The 15,933-nt window shown below is 34.5% G+C and carries 12 protein-coding genes and 1 tRNA gene; 11 read left to right on the forward strand and 2 right to left on the reverse strand.

Annotated features, from left to right (window positions below; genetic code table 11):
* Positions 1 to 56: 56 nt before the first annotated feature.
* Positions 57 to 132: transfer RNA gene (locus QZZ53_RS04945), tRNA-Gln, on the forward strand.
* Positions 133 to 190: 58 nt separating this feature from the next.
* Here the strand turns inward: QZZ53_RS04945 and QZZ53_RS04950 are convergent.
* A complete protein-coding gene (locus tag QZZ53_RS04950) occupies positions 191 to 1,015 on the reverse strand; it encodes a universal stress protein (protein ID WP_296382136.1) in 825 nt (274 codons plus the stop codon).
* Positions 1,016 to 1,167: 152 nt separating this feature from the next.
* Between QZZ53_RS04950 and rimP the strand changes: the two genes are divergently transcribed.
* The 4 genes from rimP (at position 1,168) to QZZ53_RS04970 (ending at position 6,787) form a co-directional block, all read left to right on the forward strand.
* Positions 1,168 to 1,632: a ribosome assembly cofactor RimP gene (gene rimP / locus QZZ53_RS04955; RefSeq protein WP_296382139.1), complete on the forward strand. Its 465-nt coding sequence runs from the start codon at positions 1,168 to 1,170 to the stop codon at positions 1,630 to 1,632.
* A gap of 12 nt (positions 1,633 to 1,644) precedes the next feature.
* The gene (gene nusA, locus QZZ53_RS04960) at positions 1,645 to 2,877 is read left to right on the forward strand and encodes a transcription termination factor NusA (protein WP_296382141.1); all 1,233 of its coding nucleotides are present in this window, start codon (positions 1,645 to 1,647) and stop codon (positions 2,875 to 2,877) included.
* Between the two features lie 86 nt (positions 2,878 to 2,963).
* Positions 2,964 to 5,717: a translation initiation factor IF-2 gene (gene infB / locus QZZ53_RS04965; RefSeq protein ID WP_296382143.1), complete on the forward strand. Its 2,754-nt coding sequence runs from the start codon at positions 2,964 to 2,966 to the stop codon at positions 5,715 to 5,717.
* 80 nt (positions 5,718 to 5,797) lie between these two features.
* Entirely contained in the window at positions 5,798 to 6,787 is a 990-nt protein-coding gene (locus tag QZZ53_RS04970) for a hypothetical protein (protein WP_296382145.1), read from the forward strand.
* A gap of 5 nt (positions 6,788 to 6,792) precedes the next feature.
* Here QZZ53_RS04970 and QZZ53_RS04975 read toward each other — a convergent pair whose 3' ends face one another.
* The gene (locus QZZ53_RS04975; RefSeq protein ID WP_296382147.1) at positions 6,793 to 7,176 is read right to left on the reverse strand and encodes an SPOR domain-containing protein; all 384 of its coding nucleotides are present in this window, start codon (positions 7,174 to 7,176) and stop codon (positions 6,793 to 6,795) included.
* 210 nt (positions 7,177 to 7,386) lie between these two features.
* Here QZZ53_RS04975 and QZZ53_RS04980 point away from each other — a divergent pair, with 210 nt between their 5' ends.
* The 6 genes from QZZ53_RS04980 to QZZ53_RS05005 form a co-directional block, all read left to right on the forward strand.
* On the forward strand, positions 7,387 to 8,673 hold the full coding sequence (locus QZZ53_RS04980) for a c-type cytochrome (protein WP_296382149.1): 1,287 nt from the start codon (positions 7,387 to 7,389) through the stop codon (positions 8,671 to 8,673).
* A gap of 27 nt (positions 8,674 to 8,700) precedes the next feature.
* Positions 8,701 to 11,823 carry a TAT-variant-translocated molybdopterin oxidoreductase gene (locus QZZ53_RS04985; protein ID WP_296382151.1) on the forward strand — a complete coding sequence of 1,041 codons (3,123 nt, stop codon included), beginning with the start codon at positions 8,701 to 8,703 and terminating at the stop codon, positions 11,821 to 11,823.
* 26 nt (positions 11,824 to 11,849) lie between these two features.
* Positions 11,850 to 13,592, forward strand: coding sequence for an NrfD/PsrC family molybdoenzyme membrane anchor subunit (gene nrfD, locus QZZ53_RS04990; RefSeq protein ID WP_296382153.1), 1,743 nt, complete (start codon positions 11,850 to 11,852; stop codon positions 13,590 to 13,592).
* An 8-nt stretch (positions 13,593 to 13,600) separates the two neighbouring features.
* Positions 13,601 to 14,140 (forward strand): DUF3341 domain-containing protein, encoded by a 540-nt coding sequence (locus QZZ53_RS04995; protein WP_296382154.1) that lies wholly within the window; start codon positions 13,601 to 13,603, stop codon positions 14,138 to 14,140.
* Between the two features lies 1 nt (position 14,141).
* Positions 14,142 to 14,702 carry a cytochrome c gene (locus QZZ53_RS05000; protein ID WP_296382156.1) on the forward strand — a complete coding sequence of 187 codons (561 nt, stop codon included), beginning with the start codon at positions 14,142 to 14,144 and terminating at the stop codon, positions 14,700 to 14,702.
* 22 nt (positions 14,703 to 14,724) lie between these two features.
* On the forward strand, positions 14,725 to 15,933 hold a 1,209-nt coding region (locus tag QZZ53_RS05005; RefSeq protein ID WP_296382158.1), incomplete at its 3' end, for a quinol:cytochrome C oxidoreductase.

Below are 15,933 nucleotides of genomic sequence, written 5' to 3' on the forward strand. Positions count from 1 at the left end.
ATTTTTTTTGTACAAGTGAAACTTTGTTATAAATTTGCATCCTCATTTTGAGAGATTGGCCTATGGTGTAACTGGCAACACATTGGTTTTTGGTACCAAAGAGTCTAGGTTCGATCCCTAGTGGGCCAACCAGAAAAAAAATCCTAATCAAAATTGATTAGGATTTTTTCATTTCTATACGTTATTGTTTCTAAATCTTAAATGTAATCACTGGTCTATTAGCATGATTAACCAAGTCTTCACTAATACTGCTATTAAAAAAGTGAGCAATGCCTTGTCGTCCATGTGTGCTAATACCAATAAGATCAGCATCAATATCTTTAGAGAAATTTAAGATACCTTGTTCTACAGTAGTATCATTATGGATTGTGATGGTATAATTTTCAAAGGTTTGTCCAGCAATAAAATCGTTGACACGAGTATTTGCATCATGTGTTGTAATGAAGTTATTTGCTGTATTTACCATTAATAAATGAATTTTTGCACTAACTGCTTTAGCAAATTTTACAGCTTGCTTGTAAGTTTCTTTATTGTCATTTTTAAAGTCTGAAGCAAATACAAAATCAGTAATATCGAATGTGCTATGTTCATTTTTTATAACTAAAACAGGGACATCAGAAGTACGAACTACCTTTTCTGCATTAGAACCAACAAACATTTCTTTTAAACCCGAAGCTCCGTGAGATCCCATAACAATAAGGTCAATATCAAACTCTTTACAAGCATCTTTAATCTCATTAAATGTAATGTCAGCTTTTACAGTTTCATGCACAGTGAGCCCTTCTAGAAAATCACTTTCTAGTAAATCTTCAAATTTTTTGTGAGCCAATTTCATAAAGAATAAGGCTTCAGGTATATCACTTTGTACAGCTCCCGGATCTATTTGTTGCATTGGAATTTCCATCATATGTAGCAGATAAATTTCTGCATCATGCTTATTTGCTAGCATTGCAGCTACTTTTAAGGCGTTTTCTGCCTGTTCTGAAAAATCTGTAGGGACTAGTATTTTATTCATTGATTTTGATATTTGTTAGTCTTATAAATCTAAGAAAATAAATCCATATAATGAAGCTTTGAAAAATCAATATAAATATCGTATATTTGCACCGTTGTTTACGAAAATGAATACACGAGAGGACGAAAAGTCCTCTCTTTTTATATCAAGAAATGTTCCGAAAAACAGTAGAAGACTTATTGCAAAATGCATTAAACGAAAGACAAAATCTATTCTTAATAGATTTTGTCTTGTCTGGAGATAATGCAATTAAGATTGTAATAGATGGTGATAATGGAGTCTTGGTAGAAGATTGTATGTTCATTAGTAGAGCTATTGAGCATAATATAGATAGAGATGAGCACGACTTTTCTCTAGAAGTATTGTCATCTGGCGCAGCAACACCATTAACTTTACCAAGACAATACAAAAAACATGTTGGTAGAAACTTAGAAATTATAACTTTAGATAGTCAGGATTTAGAAGGAGAACTAATAGATGTAAACGACCAAGGTGTGGTTTTAAAGTGGAAAACTAGAGAGCCAAAACCTGTTGGAAAAGGAAAAGTAACAGTAACCAAAGAGGCCAATGTTACGTTTGAAAATATTAAAGAAGCAAAAGTTAAAATAAAATTTTAATTCATATCAATTATGGAAAATGTAGCGTTAATTGAATCATTTTCAGAATTTAAAGACGACAAATTAATAGATAGAGTTACGCTGATGGCGATTCTTGAAGATGTATTACGTAATGCATTGAAGAAGAAATATGGCGATGACGATAATTTTGATATCATTATAAATCCAGATAAAGGGGATTTAGAAATTTGGAGAAATCGTATTGTTGTTGCAGATGGAGAGGTAGAAGAACCAAATCAGGAAATTGAATTATCTGAAGCTCAGAAAATAGAGCCAGATTTTGAAGTTGGAGAAGATGTTGCTGAAGAAGTGAAGTTGATTGACCTTGGAAGACGTTCAATCTTAGCATTAAGACAAAACTTGATTTCTAAGATTCACGAACACGATAACACTAATATATACAAGCACTTTAAAGAGCTCGAAGGAGAAATATACACAGCAGAGGTACATCACATTCGTCACAGAGCAATTATTTTGTTAGATGATGATGGTAACGAAATTATTCTTCCAAAGGATAAGCAAATTCCTTCAGATTTCTTCAGAAAGGGAGAAAACGTAAGAGGTATTATTGAAAGTGTAGAATTAAAAGGAAGCAAGCCAGCGATAGTAATGTCTAGAACATCACCAACGTTCTTAGAAAAATTATTTGAGCAGGAAATTCCAGAAGTATTCGACGGTTTAATTACAGTTAAAAAAGTGGTTCGTATTCCAGGCGAAAAAGCGAAGGTGGCAGTAGATTCTTATGATGATAGAATTGACCCAGTTGGAGCTTGTGTTGGTATGAAAGGATCAAGAATTCATGGGATTGTACGTGAGTTAGGAAATGAAAATATTGATGTTATCAATTATACAAACAACATTCAATTGTTTGTAACAAGAGCATTAAGTCCGGCAAGAGTAACTTCTTTAAAATTAGATGAAGAGAACATGCGTGCTGAGGTATTGTTAAAACCAGAAGAGGTTTCTAAAGCTATTGGTAGAGGCGGTCACAACATTCGTTTGGCTGGTCAGTTAACAGGTTATGAGATTGATGTGTTTAGAGAAGGTGCAGAAGAAGATGTAGAATTAAAAGAATTCTCTGATGAAATTGAAGGATGGATTATTGCTGAATTTAGCAAAGCTGGTTTAGATACTGCAAAAAGTATTTTAGAACAAGATGTTGTTGATTTGGTAAAACGTACAGATTTAGAAGAAGAGACTATCGTAGAAGTGATTAGAATTCTACGTGAAGAATTTGAAGAATAATACCATCTTAAATTTTCAAAAATGTTATACTGACATTTTGAAGTTGAATAGGTATACTATATATTTAAGTTATATTACAGGCATTTATGGCTCAAACAAGATTAAATAAGGTATTAAGGGAGTTAAACATCTCTATTGATCGCGCTGTGGATTTTTTAGAATCCAAGGGTGTAGAGATTGAGAAAAGTCCAAATACCAAAATTTCGCAAGAGGTTTATGATACGCTTTCTGATGAATTTCAGACAGATGCAACTAAGCGTGAAAAAGCTCAAGAAGTTAGTGAGGCTAAACTCAAAGAAAAAGAGGAGCTTCGCGAAAAACGTGAACGCGAAATTGAGGAAAAGCAAAAGAAAGAGGAAGTTGTAAAAGAAGCTACTGTAGTTAAGGCTAAAGCCGACTTAAGTGGGCCAAAGCAAGTTGGTAAAATCGACTTAGATAAAAAGCCTAAAGCCGAGAAGAAAGAAGAACCTAAAGTTGCTGAGGTTAAGGAAGAGCCTAAGATAGAGGTTAAACCTAAGGCTAAGGATAAGATTGAAGAGCCTAAGAAAGAAGTTTCAAAACCAAAAGCAGAAACTAAGAAGGTAGAAAAAGTCGAAGCTAAAGAAGAACCAAAAAAAGAAGTTAAAAAAGAAGAATCAACTGAAAAAACTGCTGAGGCAGTGGTAGAACCAGTTGAAGAAACTTTAAAAACACAATATAAAAAACTTTCTGGTCCAACAACGACAGGAAAGAAAATTGACCTTTCTCAGTTTAATAAGCCTAAGAAAAAGAAAGAAGATAAACCAGCTGCTGCAGGAGATGCTAATAAGCGCAAAAGACGTCGTATTAGTAAAGGCGGAAATGCACCTGGAGGAAAACCAAACTTCGATAATAGAAGAGGTGGTCAAAAAGGAAGAGGAGGTAACTCTAGACCAAAAGTGGTTAAGGAAGAGCCTACTGAAGAAGATGTAAAGAAACAAATTAGAGAAACACTTGAAAAACTACAAGGTAAATCTAATAAAGGAAAAGGGGCTAAATACAGAAGAGATAAGAGAGATCAACACAGAGAACAGACTGAAATTGATCAAGAAATTGCAGCAGCAGAAAGTAAAACTATAAAAGTTACTGAGTTTGTAACCGTTAGTGAGATTGCTACAATGATGGAGGTTGGAGTAACGCAAGTTATTTCGGCATGTATGTCATTGGGTATGATGGTAACGATGAATCAAAGACTTGATGCAGAAACCTTAACTATTGTTGCAGAAGAGTTTGGTTATGGAGTAGAATTTGTGACTTCAGATATAGAAGAGTCTATTGAAGAAGTTATCGATGATCCAAAAGATTTACTACCACGTGCGCCAATTGTAACAGTAATGGGTCACGTAGATCATGGTAAAACATCTTTATTAGATTATATACGTGAAGAAAACGTTATTGCAGGAGAATCAGGTGGAATTACACAGCACATTGGGGCTTATGGAGTAGAATTAGAAAATGGACAAAAAATAGCATTCTTAGATACACCAGGTCACGAAGCCTTTACAGCGATGCGTGCTCGTGGTGCTCAAGTTACTGATATTGCAATTATTGTGGTTGCTGCAGATGATGCTATAATGCCACAAACTAAAGAAGCAATTTCTCATGCACAAGCGGCTGGAGTACCAATCGTTTTTGCAATAAATAAAATTGATAAGCCAGATGCTAATCCTGAAAAAGTAAAAGAAGGATTAGCGCAAATGAACCTTTTAGTAGAAGATTGGGGAGGGAAAATTCAATCTCATGATATCTCTGCTAAGATGGGAACAGGTGTAAAAGAATTACTCGAAAAAGTATTACTCGAAGCAGAACTTTTAGAATTAAAAGCTAATCCTAATAAACCTGCAATAGGAACAGTAGTAGAAGCTTATCTAGATAAAGGTAGAGGTTATGTATCTACTATCTTAGTACAAGCAGGTACTCTAAAAGTTGGAGATTATGTCTTAGCAGGAAAGAATAGTGGTAAGGTAAAAGCGATGCAAGATGAGAGAGGACATGATGTGAAAGAGGCAGGTCCTGCAACTCCAGTATCTATCCTTGGTTTAGATGGCGCACCTCAAGCAGGTGATAAATTCAATGTATTTGAAGATGAACGTGAGGCGAAACAAATTGCAACTAAGCGTACACAATTACAACGTGAGCAATCTGTAAGAACACAACGTCATATTACACTTGATGAAATCGGAAGACGTATTGCACTTGGTGATTTCCAAGAGTTGAATATTATACTTAAAGGTGATGTGGATGGTTCTGTTGAAGCATTAACTGATTCATTCCAGAAATTATCTACAGAAGAAATTCAGGTTAATATTATACATAAAGGTGTTGGTGCAATTACAGAAAGTGATGTATTATTAGCAACAGCTTCTGATGCGATTATTGTCGGATTTAATGTACGACCAGTCGGAAATGCAAGAATGATTGCTGATAAAGAAGAGATTGATATCAGAACGTATTCTATTATATATGCAGCAATTAACGATCTTAAAGACGCTATGGAAGGTATGTTATCTCCAGAGGTTAAAGAAGAAGTTACAGGTACTGCAGAAATTAGAGAAATATTTAAAGTCTCTAAAATTGGAAACATTGCTGGTTGTATGGTAATGAATGGTAAAATCTTTAGAAATTCTGGAATTAGAATCATTAGAGATGGTGTAGTAGTTCATACAGGTGCTTTAGAAGCTTTAAAACGATTTAAAGATGATGTTAAAGAAGTTGCAAAAGGCTACGATTGTGGTATGCAAATTAAAGGCTTCAACGATATTATAATAGGAGATGTTATAGAGGCATTCCAAGAAGTAGAAGTGAAGAAAAAGTTGAAATAATAACAACTGTAGAAATAAAAAAGCGACCATTTGGTCGCTTTTTTTGTTAGATTTAGAACCTGATAATTTAAAGTTGATCAATGAGATATCTTTATTACAAAGCATCTAAAAAATTTGGAGAAGGTCTATTAGACCGTCGCTCTTGTTTAATGATTTTATTGGCTGAAGCAAAGTTGAGTAATAGAACAGCTGTTGTTCCTAGGTTTCGACTTGGTTCACAACATAATAATGGAGAACTTCTAGAAAGTTATTTGATTGATGAATATATAAGTTTGGAAAACATCGATGTTGAACATATTCTCGAAGAAAAATTTTTAGACATAGAAAAGAATATTGACTCCAACGAAATTTTAAATATTGAAAATAGTCCGTTCGATTATGATACGCCTCAAACTTTAGTGATTAGAAATCTGCAAGACGATAATTTTTGGAACCTAAAAAACACCTATGATGTTTTTAGTAAGGCTAAATTATATCATGGTGTTGGTGTTAAATTTGTAGTGCCATTGGTTGCAGCTCCAAAGCACATTAAAGATATTGGTGATCAAATATTGAATAGTTTAGAAAAACCAATAATTGGAGTGCACCTAAGACGAGGTGATCGTTTAAATAAAAAATTGAACGACAGTATGAGTGAAGAAACAATGTTAAGAAAGTTAAGTCGTTTCGAATATAACTCTGTTTTTTATTGCACTAATGATAGGAATTACTCGATTAATAATTCTAAGTTTCATTCAAGCAATAAATTTAAAGCTTTACTTGGAGACATAAAGGATAACTATTTGCTATTCGCCATAGAAATGTATATCGTAGATAATTGTGATATCTCTGTGAGAACATTTAATGATTCCTCGCCATTCTTCAACATTGGAAACAAAGAGAATAAAAACTATGCAATTTGCAATTATAGCATGCATGGTTCTAATAATAGTTTTACCAAAATCCCAGAGGAATTAGTAATATGTAATTATGAAGATTACAATAAAGATAAGAGGAGATCTTTTGTAAAAGGAAGACCTTTTATTCCTCGACTAATAAATGCGTTGAGAAGAAAACTAAAACAATCCTAAAGAGCTTATTTTTTATCTAACTTAGGCTGAAAAGGGAAAGCATTCATATATTTCTTTTTAATTTTTTTCAGAGCTCTGTCAACTTCTAATTGTGTCGCAAAATTACCTACCCAAACCTTATAATTTGGAGTGTTCCAAACAATTTCTACAGGCCATTGGCTATAAGAATTTAAAAAATTAGATTTTTCGCGTTGTGCCTTATCAGGATCTGTAGTGTCAAATACCTGGATTCTATAAACCTTTGTAGTTTTAATATCCTTCTTGTATTCTAATAACTTGTCAATATCATTATCTTGGCTAACGTTAACCTTACCTTCTTGCGCATTTGCTGTAAGGGAAATCGCTAATAGTAAAATAGCAATACTTAAATATTTGGTTTTAAATGTCATAATTCTGTATTTAAAATGCAAAGATATTATATTCAACGCAAATGGTTAAAAAATGTTATTTAGAATTGGTATAAATTAAGCATTAACAGTTCGCTAACATTTCCAAAATCGACTTTAAATATTACTTTTGCGTGAGTTTTTATAAACATCTTTGTCTACATTTGAATGAAAAAATCGTACCAAAGTTTAGAAGATAATTCAACTAACAATATGAAACAGGTGATCTACCGTAATTTAACCTCAAAGATTCTTCATCTCGGTTTTATTTTATTACTTACGTTTTCAACCTCACTTACAGCTCAAGAAGGTGACCCAGTAAACGGAAAAGCACTTTATAATGCTAACTGTGCTGCTTGTCATAAGCTAGATAAGCCAATGACTGGTCCTGCATTGCGTAATATAGAAGCAAGACTAGCTGATGAGCAAGGTTTAGATAAAGCTTGGCTTAGTGCTTGGATTCGTAACAGTTCAGCATTGATTAAGTCTGGTGATGCTTATGCTAATAAAATTTTCAAGGGGTATAATGGAGTTGCAATGACACCTTATCCGGGTTTTACGGATCAAGATATTTCAGATATTTTAGCTTATACTGCTTTACCAAAACCTGTGCCACCAGCACCTGTTCCTGGGGCAGAAGTAGCTGATCAAGCATCAGGTGGAGTTTCAAATAATTTAATTCTTGGTGCATTAGCAGTCTTATTTGGTTTGTTAGCAATGGCACTGATTTTAGTGAAGCGTACATTAAATCGTTTTGCTGAGGCTAAAGGTATTGAAGCTATTTCAGATGCAAAAAGCACACCTATATGGAAAGCTTTTGTTCAAAATCAATTCTTAGTATTAGTAACAGCAATATTCTTCTTGTTAGCAAGTGGTTATTTTGTGTATGGTTATTTTATGCAAGTTGGAGTTGATCAAGGATACGAGCCAGTACAGCCAATTCATTATTCGCATAGAATACATGCTGGTGATAATGGTATCGATTGTAAATACTGTCACTCTTCTGCAAGAGTTAGTAAACATTCGGGAATACCTCCATTAAATGTATGTATGAATTGTCACAAATCAATTTCAGAAGTGGCTCCAGAAACTTTGGCAGAAGGAAAAGAATATGGTGTAGATTACGATGCTGAAATTCAGAAATTATATGAAGCAGTAGGATGGGACGGAACTGGTTATACTGGAGAATCTCAACCTGTAAAATGGATACGTATTCACAACTTGCCAGACTTTGCTTATTTTAATCACTCACAACATGTTATGGTTGGAGGTGTTGAATGTCAAACATGTCATGGTCCAGTTGAAGAAATGGAAGTAATGTATCAACACGCGCCATTAACAATGGGTTGGTGTATTAACTGTCATAGAGAAACAAATGTAAAAGTTAAAGACAACGATTACTATACTAAGATACATGAAGAGTTATCTAAAAAGTATGGTGTTGATCAGTTAACTGTGGCGCAAATGGGCGGGTTAGAATGTGGTAAGTGTCATTATTAAATTAAATAAGAAGTAATTCATAATTATATGTCATCAAACAAGAAATACTGGAAAAGTGTTGAAGAACTAAACGAAAATAGTTCTATTGTTGAGGCGCTACAACAAAATGAGTTTGTGGAAGAGATTCCAACAGATGAGTTTTTAGGAGACAAAGAAGCTTTAGAGTCTTCATCTACCTCGCGTCGTGATTTCTTAAAATACGTTGGTTTTAGTACAGCTGCAGCTTCTTTAGCAGCTTGTGAAGGACCTGTAATTAAATCAATTCCTTACGTAGTACAACCAAACGAGATTATTCCTGGTGTGGCCAACTATTATGCAACAACAATTGCAAACGGTTATGATTTTGCTAGTGTTTTAGTAAAGACAAGGGAAGGAAGGCCTATTAAAATTGAAAATAACACTGACGCTGCTACCAAAGGTATCGCAAATGCTAGAGTTAATGCTTCAGTTTTAGGATTGTATGATAACCTAAGAGTTAAGTCACCAATGAAAGGTGAGACTGCTATTTCTTGGGAGACTTTTATGTCTGAGACGACTTCAAAATTAAATGGACTTAGCGATGGAAAAGCTATAGTGTTTTTAACACAATCATTACCAAGTCCATCTACAAATAAATTAATTGCAGATTTTAAATCTAAATATGGTAATGTAAGTCATGTGGCTTATGATGCTATTTCAGAATCTGCAGCATTAGATGCTTACGAAGCGAAGTATGGAACAAGAGGAATGGCTAATTACGATTTCTCTAAAGCAAAGACTATTGTTTCTGTTGGAGCTGATTTCTTGGGAGATTGGCAAGGCGGAGGTTTTGATTCTGGTTATGCTGCAAAGCGTATTCCAGATCATGGTAAGATGTCTAGACATATTCAGTTTGAATCTAATATGTCATTATCTGGTGCAAATGCAGACAAGCGTGTGCCACTAACACCAACTCAGCAAAAATTAGCTTTAGCTAAATTGTATAGTGAGGTTACAGGGAATTCTGCTGGTGGAACTAAACTTCCAGAAGGATTAGACGTAGCAGTTAAAGCAGCTGCTAAAGAATTGAGTTTAGCAGGAAGTAATGCTGTAGTAGTTACAGGTATTCAAGATGTTAATGCTCAGACTGTAGTATTAGAAATAAATACTTACTTAAATAGTAAAGCATTTGATCCTAAGACAACAATAAAAACAAGACAAGGAAACGATAAAGCTGTAATGCAATTAGTTTCTGATATGAATGCAGGTAAAGTTGGTGCCATCATTATGAATGGGGTTAATCCAATGTACACATTGCCAAATACTTCAGATTTTGCTAAAGGTTTAAAGCAAACAGATTTATCGGTTGCGTTCTCAATGAAACAAGATGAGACATCAACAAATTGTCAATATATAGCAGCAACACCTCACTATTTAGAATCTTGGGGAGATGTAGAGATGAAAACTGGTCATTATTCAATGATGCAACCAACAATTCGTCCGTTATTTGATACAAAGCAGTTTCAAGACGTATTATTAGCTTGGAATGAAAATAGTTCTTCGTACAGAGATTATTTAAAGTCAGTTTGGACTGCAGATATTCTTAATGGAGCTTCTTACAATAAAGCGGTTCAGGATGGCGTATTTGTTTCTACAACATTAGATGCTGAGATTTTAGTAGAACCTTCATCAGAAACAAATGAAGAAAACGCTATTGAAACTCCAAGTGGCAATGCAGCTAGAGCTTTAGTAAGTTCTGCTAGAGGTGGTGCTATGGAATTATCATTATATACCAAAACAGGTATGGGTGATGGTCAACAAGCAAATAATCCTTGGTTACAAGAATTTCCAGATCCTATCACAAGAACAACATGGGACAATTACTTAACTATTTCTCAGGCAGATGCTGATAGACTAGAGTTGAAAAATTGGAATGTTGCTAATGGAGGATTGAATGGTAGTTATGTTGATGTTACAGTAAATGATGCTACGATTTCTAACGTGCCAGTTATTATTCAGCCAGGACAAGCTAAAGGTTCTGTAGGTTTATCATTTGGTTATGGTAGAACAGCAGGTTTAAAACCTGAAATGCAAACAGGTGTTAATGCTTATCCATTATATCAGAACTTTAATAGAGCTCAAGATGTAACGATTACCAAGACTACAGGTGATCATGAGTTTGCTTGTACGCAGTTGCATAATACTTTAATGGGGCGTGGAGATATCATTAAAGAAACTAATTTAGAGATATTTAACACATACAATAGAGAAGATAAAGAGCATGGCTGGAATAAAGTTCCTGTAGTGTCTTTAAATCATAATCCTGTTAAAGTTACTGAGCCTGAAGTAGATTTATGGGATTCATTTGATCGTTCAGTTGGTCATCACTTCAATTTATCTATTGACTTAAACGCTTGTACAGGTTGTGGTGCATGTGTAATTGCATGTCACGCTGAAAACAATGTTCCAGTAGTTGGTAAGGCTGAAGTAAGACGAAGTAGAGATATGCACTGGTTGCGTATTGATAGATACTATTCGTCTGAAGATTCATTTGAAGGAGATAACGAAAAGAAGCATAATATTTCAGGTTTAAATAGCTCATTGAGTGAGTTTGGTGAGATGGAAAGTCCTGCTGATAATCCTCAAGTAGCTTTTCAGCCTGTAATGTGTCAGCATTGTAATCATGCACCCTGTGAAACGGTTTGTCCTGTTGCAGCGACAGTACATGGTCGCCAAGGTCAAAACCAGATGGCTTATAACCGTTGTGTAGGTACTAGATATTGTGCAAACAACTGTCCTTATAAAGTACGTCGTTTTAACTGGTTCTTATATAGTCAGAATGATGAGTTTGATTACTACATGAATGATGATTTAGGACGTATGGTATTAAATCCAGATGTTGTAGTACGTTCTCGTGGTGTGATGGAAAAGTGTTCTATGTGTATTCAAAAAACACAAAAAACAATTCTAGATGCTAAGCGTGATGGTAGAGAGGTTAAAGATGGGGAATTCCAAACAGCTTGTTCTGCAGCATGTGGAAACGGAGCAATGGTATTCGGTGATGTTAATGACAAGCACAGTAAGATTGCAGAATTAAAAGAAGATGATCGTATGTATCACTTGTTAGAAAGCGTTGGAACAAAACCTAACGTGATTTACCAGACAAAAGTGAGAAACACATCAAAAGCATAATAAATTAAAGAAACAAGTATATAATTATGGCGTCTCATTACGAAGCACCTATTAGAAGACCTTTAGTAACCGGAGAAAAATCGTATCACGATGTTACTGTTGATGTAGCTAGACCTGTAGAAGGTAAAGCCAACAGAGCATGGTGGATTGTTTTCAGCATTGCATTGGTCGCATTCCTTTGGGGAATAGGTTGTATTATTTATACCATTTCAACTGGTATTGGAGTTTGGGGTCTTAATAAGACCGTAAACTGGGCTTGGGATATTACTAACTTCGTTTGGTGGGTTGGTATTGGTCACGCAGGAACTCTGATTTCTGCAGTACTTTTACTCTTCCGTCAAAAATGGAGAATGGCAATTAACCGTTCTGCGGAAGCCATGACAATATTTTCAGTAGTGCAAGCAGGTTTATTCCCAATTATTCACATGGGTCGTCCATGGTTAGCATATTGGGTATTACCAATTCCTAATCAATTCGGTTCGTTATGGGTAAACTTTAACTCACCTCTACTTTGGGATGTATTTGCGATTTCTACGTATTTATCTGTATCATTAGTATTCTGGTGGACAGGTTTATTGCCAGATTTTGCAATGATTAGAGATAGAGCTGTTAAACCATTCCAAAAGAAAATTTATTCATTATTAAGTTTTGGTTGGTCTGGTAGAGCAAAGGATTGGCAACGTTTTGAAGAAGTGTCTTTAGTACTTGCTGGTTTAGCGACACCTTTAGTACTTTCTGTACATACAATTGTATCATTTGATTTCGCAACATCGGTTATACCAGGTTGGCATACAACTATTTTTCCACCTTATTTTGTTGCAGGTGCAGTTTTCTCAGGATTTGCCATGGTAAATACACTTCTTATTATTATGAGAAAAGTGTGTAACCTTGAAGATTATATTACAGTACAGCATATCGAACTAATGAACATTGTAATTATGATTACAGGTTCTATTGTAGGTGTGGCATATATTACAGAGTTATTTATAGCATGGTATTCTGGTGTTGAGTACGAACAATACGCCTTCTTAAACAGAGCGACAGGACCTTACTGGTGGGCTTATTGGTCTATGATGTGTTGTAACGTGTTCTCTCCGCAATTTATGTGGTTCAAAAAATTAAGAACGAGTATTATGTTCTCTTTCTTTATTTCAATTGTTGTGAATATTGGTATGTGGTTTGAGCGTTTCGTAATTATCGTAACATCATTACATAGAGATTATTTACCATCATCATGGTCTATGTTCTCTCCAACATTTGTTGATATCGGAATCTTTATCGGAACGATAGGTTTCTTCTTTGTGTTATTCTTATTGTATGCACGTACATTCCCAGTAATTGCACAAGCAGAGGTTAAAACAATTTTAAAGTCATCTGGTGAACGTTATAAGAATATTAGAGAACGTGGTGATAGTTTAGTAGGTACAGGTGCAGATGCAAGAACATCAAGTTTAATTGCAAACGATGTGTCGCCAAAGAAAATAGAAACATCAACAACTGAAGATAATTCGGGTAAGGTCAATGATCTTTTAGGATCTATAGGCGCTTTTGATTCAGCAACACAATCTGCTGATGACTTAAAAATTATAAATGGTATTGGACCAAAGATGGAAGAGGTACTTAATAGTATAGGTATTTATTCTTTCCTTCAGGTGAGTAAGATGACTAAAAAAGAATACGACTTGTTAGATTCAATTACTGGTTCTTTCCCTGGAAGAGCAGAACGTGATGATTGGTCAGGACAAGCTAAAAATTTATTAAACAACTAATATAGTCTATGGAAGCTTCAAAAGTAATTCATGCTATTTATACAGATGATGATGTGTTAATGTCTGCCGTTAAAAAGGTTAAGGCAGAAAAGCATCACATTGAAGAAATATATACACCTTTTCCGGTCCATGGACTAGACAAGGCAATGGGACTTGCTCCAACTCGTATCGCTATTACATCATTTATGTATGGTTGTGTAGGTCTTGCAGTTTCTATTGTAATGATGAATTTTATAATGATTAAAGATTGGCCACAAGATATTGGTGGTAAACCAAGTTTTAGTTATTTAGAAAATATGCCAGCATTTGTTCCTATTATGTTTGAACTTACGGTATTTTTTGCAGCTCATTTAATGGTAATTACCTTTTACTTAAGAAGTAGAATGTGGCCGTTTAAAAAAGCAGAGAATCCAGATCCAAGAACAACAGATGATCATTTCTTAATGGAAATTGCTGTGCATGATAATGAAGACTCATTAAGTGCATTGTTAAAAGAAACAGGAGCTGTTGAGATAAATATTGTTGATAAAGATGAAGATGCACATTAATATGAAGACATCCTTAAAATATATCGTAGTATTAGTACTATTAGTTGGACTTGTGTCTTGCCAAAAGAACTCTAGACCAAACTATCAGTTTATGCCAAATATGTATGAACCAGTTGGATATGAAGCGTATCAAGAATCTGATGCCTTTGCTAATGGAGTAGAAGGACAATTGCCTGCTGAAGGTTCAATTCCAAGAGGTGATTTTATGCCTTTCGAGATTGAAAACACAAATGAAGGCTTTGCGTTTGCGAAAGAAAATCTTAAAAATCCATTAGACACTTCCAAAATTGATTACACGGAAGGTAAGATATTATATGATATTTATTGTGGTATTTGTCATGGTACTAAAGGTGATGGAAAAGGGAAATTGGTACAGCGTGAAAAAATATTAGGTGTTCCTAGTTATGATGATGCTGGTAGAGCAATTACAACAGGTAGTATTTACCACGTAATTTATTACGGTAAAAATACGATGGGTTCTTATGCTAACCAATTGAATGAGACAGAGCGTTGGCAAGTTGTTGCTTATGTTGAAAAACTAAAGGCAGATTTAGAAAAATAAGATTTAGATAAAGATTATATAAATGGAATATAAAATTTCAAATCGATTGAAAATGGGTGCTATTATTATGATAGTACTTGGCGCACTTGGTGTAGCTTATGGATTCTTTGACTCACAAGGATATACCGAAGCAAACATTACAGAGCGTTTAGCCGAAGAACATCATGGACATGGAGATGCCCATGCTGAGGACACTCATACGGACTCTCATGCAGAAGCTGATTTACATGTAGAAGATAGTCATGGTGAAGAAGCGCATGGAGCGTCACATGCAGATGAAGATCATGGAATGAGTCATGAAGAACATGTATTACACCAAATACATAACAGACCCTATTCTGCATTATATGTTGCTGCCTTTTTCTTCTTTATGATTGCATTGGGTGTATTAGCATTTTATGCTGTTCAATATGCATCTCAAGCAGGTTGGTCACCAGTACTGTTTAGAGTTATGGAAGGGATAACAGCTTATGTACTTCCAGGTGGTTTAATTGTATTAGCAATTGCTTTTCTTGCAGATAGTCATTTGTTTGTCTGGTTAAAAGAAGGTATGACTACCGAAGGTCATGATAATTATGATGCTTTAGTAGCTGGAAAATCTGGCTGGTTAAATAAACCTTGGTTTTTTATTAGAGGTTTAATTTTCTTAGGAGGTTGGTATGCATATCGCCATTTTTCAAGAAAGTTTTCTGTTGCACAAGATAATACTGATGTAAATGATAATAGATATTTTAAAAAGAACTTCAGAATTTCTGCAGCTTTCCTAGTATTCTTTATCTATACGGAGTCAATGATGTCTTGGGATTGGATAATGAGTGTAGATCCACACTGGTTTAGTACTTTATTTGGATGGTATTTATTAGCTGGTATGCTTGTATGTGGTATTACTGTAATTGCTATGATTGCGATTTATTTAAAATCTAAAGGTTTATTAGAACATGTAAATGATAGTCATATACATGATTTAGCTAAATTTATGTTTGGTTTTAGTATTTTCTGGACTTACTTATGGTTTTCTCAATTTATGTTAATCTGGTATTCAAATATACCTGAAGAAGTAACTTATTTTGTAACACGTATTGAAGATTATAATCTACCATTCTTTGGTATGGTAGCGATGAACTTTGTATTTCCATTTTTACTATTAATGAATAGTGATTATAAACGTATTCCTTGGTTTGTTGTTATGGCTGGTATTGTGATTCTTTGTGGTCACTATGTAGATATATTC

The sequence above is a fragment of the Winogradskyella sp. genome (assembly GCF_016744625.1).
Lineage (GTDB): Bacteria > Bacteroidota > Bacteroidia > Flavobacteriales > Flavobacteriaceae > Winogradskyella.